General features: G+C 60.3%; 14 protein-coding genes. 3 read left to right on the top strand and 11 right to left on the bottom strand.

Going from position 1 to position 15,506, the window contains the following annotated elements; genetic code table 11:
- Positions 1-57: 57 nt before the first annotated feature.
- Genes GGQ68_RS09255 through lptF form a run of 4 tightly spaced genes read right to left on the bottom strand, consistent with a single transcriptional unit; the run spans position 58 to position 5,694 of the window.
- Positions 58-1,290: a peptidylprolyl isomerase gene (locus GGQ68_RS09255; protein ID WP_183965276.1), complete on the bottom strand. Its 1,233-nt coding sequence runs from the start codon at positions 1,288-1,290 to the stop codon at positions 58-60.
- A complete protein-coding gene (locus GGQ68_RS09250; RefSeq protein WP_246429317.1) occupies positions 1,281-3,473 on the bottom strand; it encodes an LPS-assembly protein LptD in 2,193 nt (730 codons plus the stop codon). Before GGQ68_RS09250 ends, GGQ68_RS09255 begins: the two co-directional genes overlap by 10 nt.
- Positions 3,470-4,564, bottom strand: a complete 1,095-nt coding sequence (gene lptG, locus GGQ68_RS09245) for an LPS export ABC transporter permease LptG (protein WP_183965274.1) — start codon at positions 4,562-4,564, stop codon at positions 3,470-3,472. The genes GGQ68_RS09250 and lptG overlap by 4 nt, the downstream gene beginning before the upstream one ends.
- Positions 4,561-5,694 carry an LPS export ABC transporter permease LptF gene (gene lptF / locus GGQ68_RS09240; protein ID WP_183965272.1) on the bottom strand — a complete coding sequence of 378 codons (1,134 nt, stop codon included), beginning with the start codon at positions 5,692-5,694 and terminating at the stop codon, positions 4,561-4,563. Before lptF ends, lptG begins: the two co-directional genes overlap by 4 nt.
- A 143-nt stretch (positions 5,695-5,837) precedes the next feature.
- Between lptF and GGQ68_RS09235 the strand changes: the two genes are divergently transcribed.
- Positions 5,838-7,319 (top strand): leucyl aminopeptidase, encoded by a 1,482-nt coding sequence (locus GGQ68_RS09235; RefSeq protein WP_183965270.1) that lies wholly within the window; start codon positions 5,838-5,840, stop codon positions 7,317-7,319.
- An 86-nt stretch (positions 7,320-7,405) separates the two neighbouring features.
- On the top strand, positions 7,406-7,864 hold the full coding sequence (locus tag GGQ68_RS09230; RefSeq protein ID WP_183965268.1) for a DNA polymerase III subunit chi: 459 nt from the start codon (positions 7,406-7,408) through the stop codon (positions 7,862-7,864).
- 52 nt (positions 7,865-7,916) lie between these two features.
- Here GGQ68_RS09230 and GGQ68_RS09225 read toward each other — a convergent pair whose 3' ends face one another.
- The 4 genes from GGQ68_RS09225 to GGQ68_RS09210 form a co-directional block, all read right to left on the bottom strand.
- A complete protein-coding gene (locus GGQ68_RS09225) occupies positions 7,917-8,498 on the bottom strand; it encodes a retropepsin-like aspartic protease family protein (protein WP_183965266.1) in 582 nt (193 codons plus the stop codon).
- 61 nt (positions 8,499-8,559) lie between these two features.
- Positions 8,560-9,180, bottom strand: a complete 621-nt coding sequence (locus tag GGQ68_RS09220; protein ID WP_183965264.1) for a MarC family protein — start codon at positions 9,178-9,180, stop codon at positions 8,560-8,562.
- A 58-nt stretch (positions 9,181-9,238) separates the two neighbouring features.
- The gene (locus GGQ68_RS09215; RefSeq protein WP_183965262.1) at positions 9,239-9,793 is read right to left on the bottom strand and encodes a J domain-containing protein; all 555 of its coding nucleotides are present in this window, start codon (positions 9,791-9,793) and stop codon (positions 9,239-9,241) included.
- A gap of 327 nt (positions 9,794-10,120) precedes the next feature.
- Complete coding sequence (locus tag GGQ68_RS09210; protein ID WP_183965260.1) at positions 10,121-11,968, bottom strand: ABC-F family ATP-binding cassette domain-containing protein; 1,848 nt, start codon at positions 11,966-11,968, stop codon at positions 10,121-10,123.
- A gap of 197 nt (positions 11,969-12,165) precedes the next feature.
- Here GGQ68_RS09210 and ndk point away from each other — a divergent pair, with 197 nt between their 5' ends.
- Positions 12,166-12,588 carry a nucleoside-diphosphate kinase gene (gene ndk / locus GGQ68_RS09205; RefSeq protein WP_183965258.1) on the top strand — a complete coding sequence of 141 codons (423 nt, stop codon included), beginning with the start codon at positions 12,166-12,168 and terminating at the stop codon, positions 12,586-12,588.
- A gap of 64 nt (positions 12,589-12,652) precedes the next feature.
- Here the strand turns inward: ndk and GGQ68_RS09200 are convergent, their stop codons facing one another.
- The 3 genes from GGQ68_RS09200 to GGQ68_RS09190 form a co-directional block, all read right to left on the bottom strand.
- A complete protein-coding gene (locus GGQ68_RS09200) occupies positions 12,653-13,060 on the bottom strand; it encodes a DUF4112 domain-containing protein (RefSeq protein ID WP_183965256.1) in 408 nt (135 codons plus the stop codon).
- Positions 13,061-13,072: 12 nt separating this feature from the next.
- A complete protein-coding gene (locus GGQ68_RS09195) occupies positions 13,073-13,243 on the bottom strand; it encodes a YqaE/Pmp3 family membrane protein (protein WP_183965254.1) in 171 nt (56 codons plus the stop codon).
- An 80-nt stretch (positions 13,244-13,323) separates the two neighbouring features.
- Positions 13,324-15,432, bottom strand: coding sequence for a methyl-accepting chemotaxis protein (locus GGQ68_RS09190; RefSeq protein WP_183965252.1), 2,109 nt, complete (start codon positions 15,430-15,432; stop codon positions 13,324-13,326).
- Positions 15,433-15,506 lie beyond the last annotated feature (74 nt).

Genomic DNA, 15,506 nt, shown 5'->3' with positions numbered 1-15,506 from the left:
TGTTTTCCGTCACTTCGGGATCGTTCAGCACCCCGGCTGAGGTGTTTTCAACACCACTCATTGGTCAATGATCGCAGCATCGGAGCGCAATTGCGACAAGTATCCCTCGGCGGCGCCGGTGAGACGCTGGTCGCGCAGGCCGCGCATAACAGTGTCCCGGTCCGGTGCCTCATCGCCCATCGCGGCGGTCCGGCCACAGAGCATCAACAGCACCAGAGTTTGCCCGTCCGCCCGTGTCAGCGCCGTGGATGTTTCGCCGGGGTCCAGTTTCGACAGCTCGTAGGCAATATCGGTGGGCACGTCCGAGACAGGAAGGCTGCCACGTTCCAAGACCTCGGGAGGCTGGCCCTTTGCCACGCCGTAAAGGTCATCGCAGCGGTCGATGCGGCTTGAAATCTCAGCCGCTTTGGCAAGGGTTTCCGCGCTGCGCCCACCGGGCAGGTAGTAGGCGGCATATTCAACGGCGCCAACGCCCTCACGCTGATAGTCTGTCTCTTCTACGGCACGCAATTGAAACAGGGCGACAGCCCCTTGGAGCGGGATCGGTGGAGACACTTCCCCGGGCTCCAGGCCCAGCAGGATGGGTTGCAGTTGCGGGGGCAGTTCGCTGATGTCTTTCCAAGGCAGCTGACCGCCATTGTCACGGGACGCGGTGGCAGAATACCGGCGCGCCTGCGCGGAGAATGCACCGACGTCGGTCAGCTCTGCGATGCGGTTTGCGCGGGCCTGAACGGTCGCCTCCTGTCCGGGGGGGGCTGGCATGATGATCTCTGACATCAGCACACGGACGCCTGAGCCGCCGCTTTGTGCGGACAGCGCGCGATCCACCTCTGCTTCGGACACGTTTGCTCGCCCGGCAAAGCGTTGCCGCACAAGCGACCGCCAGCTGAGACCCGCACGCACGAAGTCACGGAAGGTTTCTTTGTCCACGCCCTCCTGGGCCAGTGCCGCGGTAAACTGTTCTTGGGTCATGGAGGCACGGCTTGCGAATTCATCCATCCCGTCAGAGATCTCTTCGGGCGACAGGGTTATGCCCGCGTCCTTGGCGGCCTGCAGGCGCAAGCGGTCGTCGATCAACTGCTCGCGCGCAAGGTCGTCAAGGTTGCCGGGGGAGCGCATGGCCCGCAGCATTGCCTTGCGTTGTTGCAGCTCATAGCCGGTGATCACCTCGTCGTTGACGATGATCGCCGGAGAAAAAAGCCCCTGGGCGGTAACGGTCTGCGGCATCAGTGATCCAAGGCCGAGGGCGGCGGCGAGGGCCATGGAAGAAAGCGAGATTTTCAGCGACATATGCGGCGGTACTCCTTGGCGCTGCCATCGATGCCGAAGCCTTTCAGCGCGATGGTCAGGTCGAATTCCGTGGATGGCTCCAGGTTGGTGGCGGAGGCGAATTCCCGCGTCGCACCAAAATCCACCTGGATGCATTCGTTTTGGTATTGCAGCCCCAACCCCACACGGTCAAGGCGACGGTCAGCAAGATCATAGCTGACCTCGGTGGCGGTTTCCCAATTGCGGGTCACTTGATAGCGGCTGTCGAACGTCCATTCCGAAACGGTATTGTTGCGCTCCTCAAAGACGTCCTTGGTCAAAAGAACGTAGGACGCCCCGAGGTCCATGCGGGTGTTGGACCACCCTGCGCGGGCCTGCGCTTTGGAGAAGCGGTCATTTTCGTCCAAAAGGCCGCGAGCGCTGAGGGTGATGCCAAGGGGGTTGGCAAAGCGCCCGGCGATCAGCCAGTCGCTGGTTTCATTGTCCAGACCCGATGAGCGCGAAAATTCCGGGTCCGTTGTGTCCTGCCAGACGCGGCCCACCGTCAGTGCCGTGGACCAGCCTGCTGGCGCCTCGTGCATCCAACGCAGACCGGCAGCGAGGGTTGTCCCGTGTTCGCGGCGGTCGGCGGCAGGGAAGCGGGACAGCGACAGAAGGTTGGCCTCGTCGAATTCGACGCGGGTGCTTTCCTCGTTGGCGTTCAGGCCTCGTTCGCCGCCGACCCAGCCCACCTGCATGATCGGTTCCAGCAGGGTGCGGGCGCCACGGGGGCTGCGCCGAACCAGCGGGTAGCGCAGTTCGAGTGCCGCGCCGGGCGTCACATTGGTGACCCTGTCCGGTACAGCGGCGTCCTGATCAGTGACGTAATGGTCAAAAAACAGATGGGTCGACAGGCCGGCGCGCAAGCCGCCCGCCAGCGTCCAGCGATTGCGCCAGCTCGCCTCTATGTTCATCCTCGCAGCGTCGCGTCCGTCGACCAGCAGATCGTCATCGGGTCCGTCCACGTCCAGATCTGACTCGCGGTACAGCCCGCTGAGTTCGGCAGACAGGCGAAATTCGCCGGGCACCCGATCAAAGAAGAAACGGCGGTCTGTGTAGGCGCTGGCGGTGATGCCGGGCTGCGTTTCGTTGTCTTCGTAGTCACGCAACGATTGATAATTCGTCAGGCTGAACGACACTCGGCGATCCGTCTGAACCCGCGCGATCGTCAGATTGCTGGCCAGCCGTTCATCAGAGGAATAGTTGTAATCATTCAGGTAGGCTTCATCAGAGACCGCGCGGATATCAAACCGCAGCTTGTAGTCGCGCGGCAGGTCGAAAAGGCCTTCGGCAAAGAGATAGCCGCGTGCGCCTTCTTTGCGGAAGTCTTCGCCTGACACTGCGCCAAGCAGAGTCACGTCACCATTGCGGAAGGCGCGACGATAGCGAAACTCCAGCGTGCGTGATTTGGTGGTCAGATGCGGCGTCAGGGTGATGTCCTGACTGTCACCGATCGGGATGAAATACGGCGTGCGGATGCCGAAACCCAGCAGCGTCGAGCTGGTGAAGGTGGGAAACAGAAACCCGCGTGCACGGTCCAGGGTCGGGTCGGGAACGCGCAGACGTGGCAGCCAGAAGATCGGCACATCCATCAGGCGGAATTGCGCGTTGTCGAAGTAGAGTTGTCGCGCCTCCTGATCGTGGATCACTTTGCTGGCGCGGATCTGCCAGAGCGGCGTTTCGTTTGGACCACAGACCTGACAGGAGGTGACGGCGACGCGGCTGAGTTGGGTATAGCGGCCTTCGACACGGGCCGCTTCGACGGCGGCCAGTTGCAGATGCTGGTCTATGACAAGGCGTGCGCCCTTGATGAGGCCGTTGCGAAAGCCCTCGTCCAGTTCGGCCTGGTCCGCGAGGATCAGGATGCCCTGTTCGGGGTCGGCAATGCGGATGGGCCCCTCGATGGTGAGCTGGTCGGCCGACCGGTCGTAGATGATCCGCGAAGCGCTGAGGCGGTAGTCGCCCTGGAGCGCCTCCACGTTGCCGGTGGCGATCAGGCGTTCGTCCTGCGCCACCAGTACGTTGTCGGCCACCAGAAGGGCAGGGTCGCCATTGGCCTGTGCACTGGCGGTCACGTCGGTTTGGGCGGAGAGCATGGCCGGGGTCGCCGCTGTGACGGCTGCCGCGAAGAAACAGGCGATCAGGCGGTGAGATCCACGCATCATCCGTCCTCCATATGCAGCACCAAACCCAAGGCCAGAAGGACCGACGCCGTGGGGGGCACCCAAGCGGCAATGATCGGACCAAGCTGGCCGTTTTCACCCATGATCTGCGCGAAGCTTCGCACATAGTAAAGCCCAAAGCCAAGCAGCACCGCCCAAAGCACCGCCGGCCCGGTGCGGCCAAGCCGCGTGGGCTGCATGGTGAAAGCTGCGCCGATCAAGACCATCGCCACCAGAAAGAGTGGGCGGGCAAGCTCCATGTTGTACCAGACGGTGTGCCGGCGGGCGGAGAAGCCGGCGTCTTCCAGACCTTCGATGAAGTTGGGCAGAGCCCAGATTGGAACCGCCGACGGGCGGCCAAATCGGTCGCGGATGCTGTCGCGTGTCAGGGTGGAGGGCAGGTCATAGGTGGCATGGACCTTGGCCCCCAGTTCAGGGTTCAGGCCCGGGGACAATGGCCATGCCTTTGCGTTGGTCAGACGCCATGCGCCGTCTATCAATTCGGCTTTCTCGGCCTGTATGCGCAGATCGGGGCCGCCGTTTGGCGCGTATTGAACGATGCTGACGTCGTAAAGCTCTGTGGCCTCCGGGTTGGCGCTGCTGGCGCGGATCACCGATTGTCCGTCTTCGCCGCCTTGTCTGAGCCAGAGCCCCTCGGCACCCAATGACAATGTGGACGTGTTGCCAGACTGGAAGCTTTCGCGCAGATCGGCGTAGCGTTTGGAGGTCGCGGCCACGATCGGGTTCATCACGGCGACGATAAAAACGCCAATGGCAAAGGCGGTCAGCACCGGCGACATCAGAGCGGTCAGTCCCGACCGCCCCACAGCTCGGGTCGCGACCAATTCGGAAGAGCGCGCCAGGCCAATGAACAGGCCGACAGTGGCGAGGATCATGACGAGCGGGAGGACTTCGTAGAGGCCTTCTGGCAGCTTCAGGAAAACGAGCAGAAGGATCTGCCCGAACTCCAGCTCATCGCCAAGGCGGCGCATTTCGTCGATCAGGTCGAGCAGGGCCTGAAACAGACCGAAGACGCCAAGTATGCTGAAGAAAATCGTCATGAACCGGCGCGCGAAGTAGTAGTGCAGCTTCATACCGTGGCCTCTGTGACCTGCGCGCGGCGGCGTGGGCGAAAGGGGCGCGCCGCCTGCCACAAAAGGCCCCATACCATCAGACTGCCGACCAGAGAGGGCGCGTAGATCAGCGGCCAGAGTGCCGCGTTGGCGACAACGACCGGTGCTGCGGCGCTTTCGACAACTTTGACCAGGACCAGAAGGAAGATGGCAAAGACAATCTGCTTGGTCACACCAAAGCGGGAGAAACCACCGATCATCAGGGCAGCGTAGCCGATCAGGGCGGCCACAACGCACAGCAATGGACCCTGAATGCGCGAATGCGCTTCTTCGAGCACCTCGCCACGGGTGTCCCCGTTGATTGCTTCGATAGCCGCGGGGTCCGACAGAAGCTGCAGTGTCGGGATTGCATCCGTCTTCTGGCTGCGGGTTCTCCCGGTGCTGATCAAACCGGACAGATCATAGGTGAAATCCGCGAAATTGGTGGTGGACAGACGTTGTTTATCCAACTCCATGGTTTGCGCCATGCCCGCCAGCATCACCATTTTTGGTCCTTCGTCATCGCGCAGCAGGTATGCGCGTTCTGCCGTGTAGGTGGTGGCGCGATCCGCTTGTCGCCGGTCGGACAGGAGGACATCGCGCAATTCGCCCTGAACGGTGATTTCACGGATATAGAATGTGATGCCGCTTGTTGGGTGCAGGAAGGTGCCTTCGCGGAGCAGTGCCGCCGACAAGGAACCGGACAATTCCTGCTCGCGGTCGCGCAATTGCTGCATGGCTTGCGGTACAAGGATGTTGGTCAGCACCGCCATGAGAAATGCGATGAAGACGCCAAAGATCAGGTAGGGACGGGCCAGCCGCCACGGGGAATACCCCGTGGCCTGCACCACGGTCAGTTCGGAGTCGCCAGACAGTCGGTTGGTGACGTAGACGGCGGCGGCAAAGACCGACAACGGCAGCACGAGCGCGATGACGGCCGGCAACGAGAGCAGCGTGAATTCAAGCACCACAAGCGCGGAGTGGCCATCGGCAATCAGCCGGTCGAACAGCACTACGGCCCGGTTGACCCAATAGACCGACACCAGGACCAGGGCAAAAAAACCGAACAGAACCATAAGTTGCGACAGCACATATCTGTCGAATCTCTGCACTTTGGATCGTCCCCCCGGGGTCTATTGTTGCCGTTCACATTATGCCAAACGGACCGGGGGGGAAAGCAGGCTCTGGTCATCGGCGGCGGGCGGGGCTAGGTCTTTGGGCAAGGAACTGCTTACCTTTTCACAGGAGACCCGGAATGACTGACCTGCGCGACATTCGCTTTGCCGAGACTGATCTGGACGCCTTGACGGAGGTCCCAGGCAAGGTGGCGGTGCTGGTGCCTGCGGAGGGCACGATGGGCCCAAGCGCGCGGCGCGTGAACAAGCTGTCCAAAGGAGCACTGGCCCGTGCCCTGGAAAGTGAGGCCTGGGGCAAGTTGTCGGCGGGCGATGTCATGGCACTGAACTATCCCGCAGGCATGAAGGCCGAGGCCGTCGTCATGGTAAAGTTGCCGCGCCGCCCCTCGGTCGAGGACGCGCGCAAGGCCGGGGCATCGCTGGCCCGCTCCGCTGGCAAGGGAGAGATTACTGTGCTCACCGACGGGACGCGCCGGGCAGAGCAGTTAGCGCTTGGTCTTGGGCTGAAGGGGTATGCGTTTACCGCGCGCAAGGCGGAGCCGTCGGAGACACCCGCAGCGGCGACGATCATGGTCAAATCGGTTGAAGAAGCGGATGCTGCCTTCGCCGACACACATGCTGTGGCCGAGGGGGTCTTCTTTACCCGCGATCTGGTCAGCGAGCCGGCCAACGTGCTGGGCACGGTGGAGTTCGCAAACCGGTTGGAAGCGCTGCGCGACATCGGGCTGGAGGTCGAGGTCCTTGAAGAGGAGCGTCTTGCGGAGCTGGGCATGCGCGCGCTGCTGGCGGTGGGGCAGGGGTCCATCATGCCGTCGAAGGTGGTCGTCATGCGCTGGAAGGGCGGCGCGGATGAGGCGCCTCTGGCGCTGGTCGGCAAGGGTGTGGTGTTCGACACGGGCGGCATATCGCTGAAGCCGGCGGCCGGTATGGAAGACATGACCATGGACATGGGCGGTGCGGGCGTCGTCTCTGGCGTGATGAAGACGCTGGCGCTGCGCAAGGCCAAGGCCAATGTGGTGGGCCTCGTCGGTCTGGTGGAGAACATGCCGTCGGATCGCGCGACGCGTCCCGGCGATATCGTGAAGTCCATGAAGGGCGACATGATCGAGGTGCTCAACACGGATGCGGAGGGGCGCCTGGTTCTCGCAGATGTGCTTTGGCACACGCAGCAAACCGAAAAGCCGGCTGCCATTGTCGATCTTGCCACGCTGACCGGGGCCTGCATCGTCGCCCTGGGCCACGACATGGCGGCGGTCTATGGGACGGATGAAGGCTTTACCAACGACTTCCTCAAGGCAGCGGCTGCCGAGGGCGAAGGTGCGTGGAGGATGCCACTGGCGAAGTCTTACGATGACCTGATCAAAGGCACCAAAGGCGACGTTAAAAACACCGGCGGTCGCGCCGCCGGGTCGATCACTGCGGCACAGTTCCTCAAACGCTTCGTCCAGGATGACATGCCGTGGATTCACCTCGATATCGCGGGTGTGGCGCAGGTCACCAAGGACACCACGCTGGCGCCCAAGGGCGCGACAGGATGGGGTGTCATGGCACTGGATCGGCTGATCCGTGATCGGTTTGAAGCTCAAGCCAAAGCGGAGTGATCCGGTTTGCGTTTGTTGGCATGCAAATTCGAGGAGGGCGCGCTTTGGCGCGCTCTTCCGTATTCTTTTAAGGGGCGCACAAGCTGATGGGGACCGCCTTATTCTATCATCTGACGCGGCAGCCTTTGGAAGTAACGCTGCCCATGCTTTTGGAAAAGTCTTTGGAACGTGGATGGCGTGTCGCGGTGCGCGGAACGGATCAGGGTCGCTTGCAGTGGCTGGACCAGCAACTGTGGCTTGGGCGCGAGGATGGGTTTTTGCCACATGGGGTCGAGGGCGGCCCGCATGACGCGGAGCAACCGATCCTTTTGATCAGCGGAACAGCGGCAGCCAATGACCCGGCCTGCTTGATGGCTGTGGACGGGGCCGACGTTGCCGCAGACGAGGTGAACCGATTGGAGCGGGTCTGCATCTTGTTCAACGGCCACGACGCCGACGCGGTTCAGGCCGCGCGTGGACAGTGGAAAGCGCTCAGCGGCGCAGGTTGCAAGGCGCAATACTGGTCCGAAGACGCGGGACGTTGGGAAAAGAAGGCCGAGGCCTGAGCCGGGCTAAATCTCGCGGTTTCAGCGCGTATTTGTCGGATGCTGACACAAGTCAGCGTTCGAGGATCATTCGGCCACGCGAGATTTCCAACCGGTCAAACCGGTCGAGGTAGTCCATGCCAAGCAGCGACGTGCTCATTTCGGCACCGTTCACGTACGCTCTGACACGGTGGTCGAGAAATGGCCCGAGACCCACAGTGTCGAGCGTGACGGGGGCGGTTTCCACAACACCGTTTGCGGTCCGGGCAATGTCATAGAATTCCAGAGTTTCGGCACTCAGTCCAGCCGAGGCCGCGGCCTCGCGGCTTAGAACAATACCGGATGCGCCCGTATCAACGACAAAGCGCACGGGCTGACCGTTAAGCTCCAACGTGACATAGTAGTGCCCATCATAGCCGCGCGGAATTTCTACATGGCCGTCCTCCGTCACAAGCGCCTGTCGCTCGTTCAGGCTGCCTTGAACGTCCTGCCAAAGTCCTGCCGCAGCGATGGCGCCGATAAAGAGCAGCGCCCATGCAATAAGATTTTGAGTGAAACGTCCGGGAGACTGGCGGAAGGCCATATAAACCCAGCCCAACCCGCTGGCGGCTAGCAGCCCGAGAAACAAAGCCTGGGCCAATTGGTCGTTGCTCATCTCTTTGCTCCCTCAAAGCCCTGCCTTCTGTATGTAAGCACTGGGTCAGGATCGGCAAAGGTCAGGGACCGCCGATACCGACACCTGAAAGCCCGTCCAGCACGAATTGCACCGATAGCGCGGCCAGCAACATTCCCAGCAGGCGTGTCGTTACGGTGATCCCGATCGGCCCCAAGGCCCGTTCGATGATGCCTGCCGACAGGAACATGCCCAAAGCCAACAGCAAGACACTGCTCATCACTGCGAGGATGGCCGCCATGCCAAGAGCGCCGTCGGTTTCCCCCGCCAGCAGGATCATGGTGGCAATGGCTCCGGGGCCGGAAATCAGGGGGATCGCCAGCGGAAACACAGACGGGTCCGGTGGATGGTCACCTTCGGCCTGATCCTCGCGTCGCTTGGTGCGGCGTTCGAACAGCATGTCGAGCGCGGTAATGAACAACAAGATGCCACCCGCGATGCGAAAGGCGGGCATGGTGATTCCGATGAAGCCAAGAACCGCCTCGCCGAAAAAGGTGAAAAGGGTCAGTAAGGCAAAGGCGATCACCGTCGCACGGATGGCAATGGCCCGGCGTGCGGCCGTGGGGGTGCCTTGCGTCAGAGCGATGAAAATCGGTGTCAGGCCAATCGGATCAATGACAACGAAAAGTGTCGCAAAGGCAGAGATGAGGAAAGCGGTTTCCATATCTCTCGCCTAGGCGAGAACGCAGGACAGGTAAAGTCCCGTCGCATGTGCTGCTGGCTCAGGCCGCACGTTTGAAAGCCGGCGGTTGCGGCGTGTCGAGCGCTGCGCGGGCGGAGGCAAACGCACGGCTGGCTGTGGCCAGCGCCTTGCGCTCCGCTTGGGTAAAAGGCTTTGCCGAGCGCGCGGCGTTTTGGCGGGCCTGTTCTGCGCGTGCAGCTCTTTCGGCTGCGGCTTTGCGTGCATCTTCGGCGTGGCGCGCACGGTCCGCGCGTGCCTTTGCCTCTGCGGCGGCTTTGACGCTGGCCTGCTGTTCACGGAACGCTTGAGCCTGCGCGGCGGCGGCCTGTCGAGCGTCGTTTTCGGCACTGAAATCCGGTTGTTTGCGTTCGGCTTTTCGGCCTGCCCTGCGGAATGGCGTGTGGTGCCGCAGTTTGTCATAGGCCGCGTTCAGCTCGGCCAGCTTGGCATTGAGGTGGGCGGCATCTGCGGGACAGCGATCCGGATGGTTGGCCCGCACGAGGCGTTTGTACGCGGCGCGAATGGTCGCCTGATCGTCAGCGGCAGTTACACCAAGGGTCTGGAACGGTGTCTGCGTTCCGGATGTACGGGCCATTTCGAGCGTCCTTCGGGTTGCCTTTGACACCGGCGGCCCCCGCAGCCTGTGCCTTCATTAAATAAGGCATAACCTGGGCAATTGAGTCGAAGAAGCCTCAATTAGGACATAAAGTTAACGCGACTTTGCCTTATCCAAGCGCTTCGGGTCGGCGGAATGGCTGTTAACAGTTTGATTTTTCAGAGTTTGGCGCTTGAGAGTGCGGATGGAATTGAGGCGATTTCGTGTCCGGTATTTCGCAATCAAGCGCGCACCAGGGCCCGAGTTTCTCAAGAGGGGTAAATGAGCTGGCCCGGGCGAGATACGCCCGAGCCGCTGCGGGGCGCGTTAATCCGCTTGCGCCCGATCCAGCTTTTCCTGAGCCTTGACCCAGAGTTCCTCGGCGCGGCCAAGGGCTTCCATGATCTCGGCGTATTTCTTGTTCCAGACCTCTAGTTCACCGACCTTTTCGTTGTCGTAAAGGTTCGGGTCTGCCAGTTTTTTGGCCAGTTTTTCCCGCATCTGTTCAAGCTTCGTGACGCGCTCTTCGCATTTACGGACGTCTGCGCGCAGGTCGAGCACCTGATCGCGGGTGGCGCGTTTTTGCTTTTGCTTGGGCTTCGCAGGTTTGGCCGGCGATTCCTTGGTCAGCAGCAGCGAACGATAGGCGTCAAGGTCGTCGTCGTAAGGTTTGACAGTGCCGCCGGATACAAGCCAGAGGCGATCGGCGACCATGGACAGAAGGTGCATGTCGTGGCTGACAAGAATAACCGCGCCGTTGTAGGCGGTGAGCGCCTCCATCAGGGCTTCGCGGCTTTCGATATCAAGGTGGTTCGTTGGTTCGTCGAGGATCAGCAGGTGCGGCGCATCGAGCGTGGCGAGCAGCAAGGACAAGCGGGCCTTTTGCCCGCCAGACAGCCGTCCGACCTCAGTTTCTGCCTGCGCCGCATGCAGACCGAAACCTGCCAGACGCGCGCGGAGCTGAGCCGGTTGGGTGCCGGGACGTGCGCTTTGCAAATGTTGCAGCGGAGTTTCGTTCAGGTGCAGTTCATCCACCTGATGCTGAGCAAAGTAGCCAATCCGCAGTTTCGACGAGCGGACCATCTCTCCGTCAAGCAGCGCAAGCCGGTCGGCAAGCAATTTGGAGAGCGTGGATTTGCCCTGACCGTTTTTGCCAAGCAATGCGATGCGGTCATCCTGGTCGATGCGCAGGTTCAGGCGGTGCAGCACGGCCGTGCCGTCGTAGCCGGTGGAGCCGCCTTCGATGTTGATGATCGGCGGGCTGAGTTCGTCGGGCTGCGGGAAGGTGAAGACATGCTTCGCGGCCTCTTCGGGCGCGGTAACCATGTCCATCTTCTCGATCATCTTGAGACGTGCCTGCGCTTGTTTCGCCTTGGAGGCCTTGGCACGGAAACGGTCCACGAAGCCCTGCAGGTGAGCGCGACGGTCCTGCTGCTTTTTGGCGGTGGCGGTCAGCTGGGCGCGCTTCTCTGCGCGCAGTTTGACAAAACCATCGTAGGGAGTGCCGTAGTACGTGAGTTTTCGGTCCTCAAGGTGAAGGATCGTGTTCACCGCGCGGTTCAACAGTCCCCGATCGTGAGAAATCACGATGACGGTGTGCGGATATTTCGCCAGGTAGGATTCGAGCCAGAGCGCCCCTTCGAGGTCGAGGTAGTTGGTCGGTTCGTCCAGCAACAGCAGTTCCGGTTGGGCAAACAGCACGCCGGCCAAAGCCACGCGCATGCGCCAACCGCCGGAGTAAGCGGAACAGGGGTTGCTGTGTTCGGGCGTGTCAAAACCCAAACCTTTGAGGATTGTGGATGCGCGGGCCTCTGCGCTCCAGGCGTCGATGTCGGCGAGACGGGTCTGTACCTCTGCCATGCGATGGCCGTCAGCGGTCTCGGCCTCTTTCATCAGGCTGGCGCGTTCTGTGTCGGCCTCCAGCACGGTGTCGAGGATTGTCGTTTCCGACGAGGGGACTTCTTGGCTGACACCGCCGATGCGCGACCGCGCCGGAATGTCGATTTGTCCGCCGTCCAGCGTGAGTTCACCGCGGATCAGGCGGAACAGCGTGGTCTTTCCCGCGCCGTTCGGTCCGACGAGGCCAACCTTGTGACCGTCAGGAATGGAGGCGGAGGCTTCCTCGAAGAGGGGGCGGCCGTCGATGGAGAAGTTGATTTTTTCGATGCGCAACATGAGCGCGCTTTAGCAGAGGGTTTCGCCCGGGGGAAGGTCCGTCGGGCTCTGCTCTGTTTGCTGACGCAAAAGCGCCCGCCCACCGACCCATTCCCAAGCCGCATAGGCGGCCGGGGCTTTTCAACGGGGATAGCCCGTGGTACGCGCCTGCCCAGAATTAGGCCGGATCCTCCGGCCAGTATCAACGGAGAAAACCCATGGCTCTGGAACGCACGTTTTCCATTATCAAGCCCGACGCCACGCGCCGCAACCTGACAGGCAAGATCAACGCAAAGTTCGAAGATGCCGGCCTGCGCATCGTCGCACAAAAGCGCATCCACTTGACCAAGGCACAAGCGGGTGAGTTCTACAAAGTGCACGCCGAGCGCCCGTTCTACGACGAACTGTGTGAATTCATGGCCTCCGAGCCGATCGTCGCGCAGGTTCTTGAAGGTGAAGGCGCCATTGCGAAGAACCGTGAAGTGATGGGCGCAACCAACCCGGCTGATGCGGCTGCGGGCACTATCCGCGCAGAATTCGCAGAGTCAGTTGGTGAGAACTCTGTGCATGGGTCCGACGCTCCTGAGACCGCAGCGGAAGAAATCGCGTATTTCTTCTCCGGCCTTGAGTTGGTTGGCTGATCCAGTTTCGGGTCTAGACCAAATGCGAAGGGGAGCTATACGGCTCCCCTTTTGCTTTATGACTTCAAGGATTTGCTGTGGCCGGCTGACTGTCGGCACCAACAGGGTTTTGCGGCGTCAGGCCGTGAAGTGACTCGACATGCGCGCGAAGCAATGCTGCGTTGCGAAGGTTGGCTTTCCAACCCACGTCAAAGATGTCACCAATTAATGGTACGAGGCCTATGAGCCAGTCTATGCCAAGGTTAACTCCCATACGGCCAAGCAAAGCGTGAGACGCGCCGCATTCGTGCGCGAGTTTGACGATATAGGCAGATGGCGCCAGAGCGAGCGTGTCGCCTATGCCGGGAACCAAGCCGACTATGCTGTCGTAACCGATGCGGATTCGGGTGCCGGGGAGATGAAATGCGGCATCCATGCGACGGGCGATTTTTTCAGCCCGATCGACGTTTCTCATATGTTGGTCAAGGGTCATTTCTTTTCCCCTTCAGGCTGCAACTGGGCGACGGGAGATGATCCATATGGCGTGCACGACGCCCGGCAGCCAACCCAGAAGCGTAAGCAGAATATTGATCCAGAAATGCTTGGTCAGACCCACTTCGAGGGCGACGCCGAGCGGTGGCAGGAACAGACTGAGCAGTATTCGAACAATATCCATCGTTCTTCTCCCTTTTTCGTGAGCTAAGGAGAGAACGCGTGATTGACCTTGGGGGTTCCCGTTTGACCTGGAGTGCTATGTCAGGCGGCGTTCGAGGTCTGCGCTTTCTCGCGATTGATCTGAAAGTCTGCGACGAACTGCGAGATGAGATTGGCCGTGTGGGTTATGTCAGTCGCTGTTGCGCGGCTGTCTTTGACCATTTTGGTATTGGCATTGGTCAAATCCTGAAGAATACGCATGGCGTGGTCGATGTCGGACAGATCCTCGGCATGAGACTTAGCCGACGTCGAGACATCGGTCAGCGTGCTGTCCATGGATTGGATACTGGCAATCATGCTTTGCAGGGATTTTCCCGCTAAATTCACAAGCTCTACCCCGTTATGCACCTCCTTGTGGCTCTCCGATATGAGCTTCTTGATGTCCATTGCCGATTTCGACGATCTGCCAGCGAGGTCGCGGACCTCTTCGGCGACCACAGCAAAGCCCCGTCCTGACTCACCTGCGCGCGCGGCTTCTACGCGGGCGTTCAGCGCCAGAAGGTTGGTCTGGAAGGAGATTTCTTCTATCACTGTTACGATCTTGGAGATTTCATCAGAACGGACGGCAATCCGATCCATGGCGGAAATAGCGGTGGCGACGGTCTGGTCGGATTGCGCAGCGTTATCTGAGGCGGTTCGTGCCTCGGATCTGGCTTCGTCCAGTTTGCTAAGATCACTGCGCATCTCATCGGCCACCCGATTGACTCCGCTGGCGCTGCTGGTCACGGTTTCGCTTTGCTGGCGGGTCCGTTGATCGAGGCTTTCGGTGTCCCTATCCATGTCGGTGGCGCTGTTGTTCAGGTTCGATACCGCTCCCGCAAGAGCAGAGATGACCTCGTGCAGACGATCCCCAGTCGTGTTGAAATGCTGTCGAATATGGTCGTATTTCGGGTCAAGCGGTTCGTCGAAGCGGCGGGTCAGATCCGCTGCAGCCAAAGATTCCAATCCGTCCGCCATCATGTTGACGACCTTTTGGTGGATGGCGTTCAGACGGTCTTCGTCTTCGGCTTTGGAACGTGCAGAGGCATTGCGTTGGTCGAGCATTGCATTTTTGAAGTCATCAAGAACGCTTGCCATGCGACCGAGCTCAGACCGGCGAGAATACCGCGGCACGTCTTGCTCCAGATTGCCATCGCGGTAGATGCTCATCAAATTGATCAGGTTTTTGATCCGTCGTATCATATTTTCAAAAAAGAAAATTGAAAGTATTGCAGCCAGAATGGATATTCCTCCGATCATGGCAAAGGTGGTCCGGAGGCTTTGGCTTGCATCGGCGCGAATTGCCTCTGCAAGAGTCATGATTTCGGCCGATAACGCCACTTCCCTTTCTCGAAGAAGGTCGATCCAAGCGGTAGAGGCGGCGAACCACTCCGGCGCTGTGAAATTACCCATGTCGCCGGTATAGACCGATTGCGTGAGTATGTCGCGCATCTGCGAGACAGCTCGTGCAGAAGGTGAATTTTGAATTTCGGTCATGAACTCCGGACGCATCAGTTCATCGGCAGCAAGTTGAAGATTGCTGCGTTGTGCCGCACCGAGACTGACAAATCGGATGTGTATGGGAGCGGCGAATGCTCCAGCGCCGAGGCCGGTTGCACCCATGGCACGTTCCAGCCCTGCGCTCTCCTTCGCTTGAGAAATAAGCATCTTAGCATCGAGACGAAAGCTGAGATCAGAGTTTGTGTCGACATGGAGGCTCTGGTTCGTGACATCGAGAAGAGAGTTGATCAGGCCAGTGTAGAAGCCGGCCAATTCCGGAACCGTGCGTTCTGTTGCCGTGATGGCGCGCCGCCATTCCTTTAGATCAGCCAGGGTGAGCTCGATCGCTGAAAAAGCCTCCGGGAAATGGGTGCGCGCCGTGGCCGTCTGCGTGGCAAAAGCCTTGATAGCGATGTCGGTAGCGTTGCGTTGCTCGGGCAGCGCATCGGCAAAGTTCTTGCCGCCCGAGGATGTGTATCCCGCTGAAAAGCCGCGTTCCTTTTGAAGCTCGTGGATCAAATTTCCGATGCTATCGGTTTCGGTGATCGAGACGATGCTGGCGTCAAGGTCTGCAATATGGCCTGACATCTCTCGCCATTCTTGATGACTGAAATATGCCACCACAGCAAAAAGCGGAACGAGGATGAGTAACATGGATTCGCGCAGAGTCATGACAAGCCTTTCCCGACGTCGCCGGGAATCTGCGCTGTTTCGGTTAAGACATTCCTGACGCCTGACATGGCTTT

Source organism: Sagittula marina (assembly GCF_014196795.1).
In the GTDB taxonomy this organism is placed as follows: Bacteria; Pseudomonadota; Alphaproteobacteria; order Rhodobacterales; family Rhodobacteraceae; genus Sagittula; species Sagittula marina.
This window is presented reverse-complemented; position numbering and strand designations above follow the sequence as displayed.

What these genes read in the sequence shown, in the direction of transcription:
- GGQ68_RS09210 (WP_183965260.1), bottom strand. Translation starts at nt 11,968, where the DNA reads ATGTTGCGCATCGAAAAAATCAACTTCTCCATCGACGGCCGCCCCCTC.
- ndk (WP_183965258.1), top strand. Translation starts at nt 12,166, where the DNA reads ATGGCTCTGGAACGCACGTTTTCCATTATCAAGCCCGACGCCACGCGC.
- GGQ68_RS09200 (WP_183965256.1), bottom strand. Translation starts at nt 13,060, where the DNA reads ATGACCCTTGACCAACATATGAGAAACGTCGATCGGGCTGAAAAAATC.
- GGQ68_RS09215 (WP_183965262.1), bottom strand. Translation starts at nt 9,793, where the DNA reads ATGGCCCGTACATCCGGAACGCAGACACCGTTCCAGACCCTTGGTGTA.
- GGQ68_RS09225 (WP_183965266.1), bottom strand. Translation starts at nt 8,498, where the DNA reads ATGAGCAACGACCAATTGGCCCAGGCTTTGTTTCTCGGGCTGCTAGCC.
- GGQ68_RS09190 (WP_183965252.1), bottom strand. Translation starts at nt 15,432, where the DNA reads ATGACTCTGCGCGAATCCATGTTACTCATCCTCGTTCCGCTTTTTGCT.
- GGQ68_RS09255 (WP_183965276.1), bottom strand. Translation starts at nt 1,290, where the DNA reads ATGTCGCTGAAAATCTCGCTTTCTTCCATGGCCCTCGCCGCCGCCCTC.
- GGQ68_RS09250 (WP_246429317.1), bottom strand. Translation starts at nt 3,473, where the DNA reads ATGATGCGTGGATCTCACCGCCTGATCGCCTGTTTCTTCGCGGCAGCC.
- lptG (WP_183965274.1), bottom strand. Translation starts at nt 4,564, where the DNA reads ATGAAGCTGCACTACTACTTCGCGCGCCGGTTCATGACGATTTTCTTC.
- GGQ68_RS09230 (WP_183965268.1), top strand. Translation starts at nt 7,406, where the DNA reads ATGGGGACCGCCTTATTCTATCATCTGACGCGGCAGCCTTTGGAAGTA.
- GGQ68_RS09195 (WP_183965254.1), bottom strand. Translation starts at nt 13,243, where the DNA reads ATGGATATTGTTCGAATACTGCTCAGTCTGTTCCTGCCACCGCTCGGC.
- GGQ68_RS09220 (WP_183965264.1), bottom strand. Translation starts at nt 9,180, where the DNA reads ATGGAAACCGCTTTCCTCATCTCTGCCTTTGCGACACTTTTCGTTGTC.
- GGQ68_RS09235 (WP_183965270.1), top strand. Translation starts at nt 5,838, where the DNA reads ATGACTGACCTGCGCGACATTCGCTTTGCCGAGACTGATCTGGACGCC.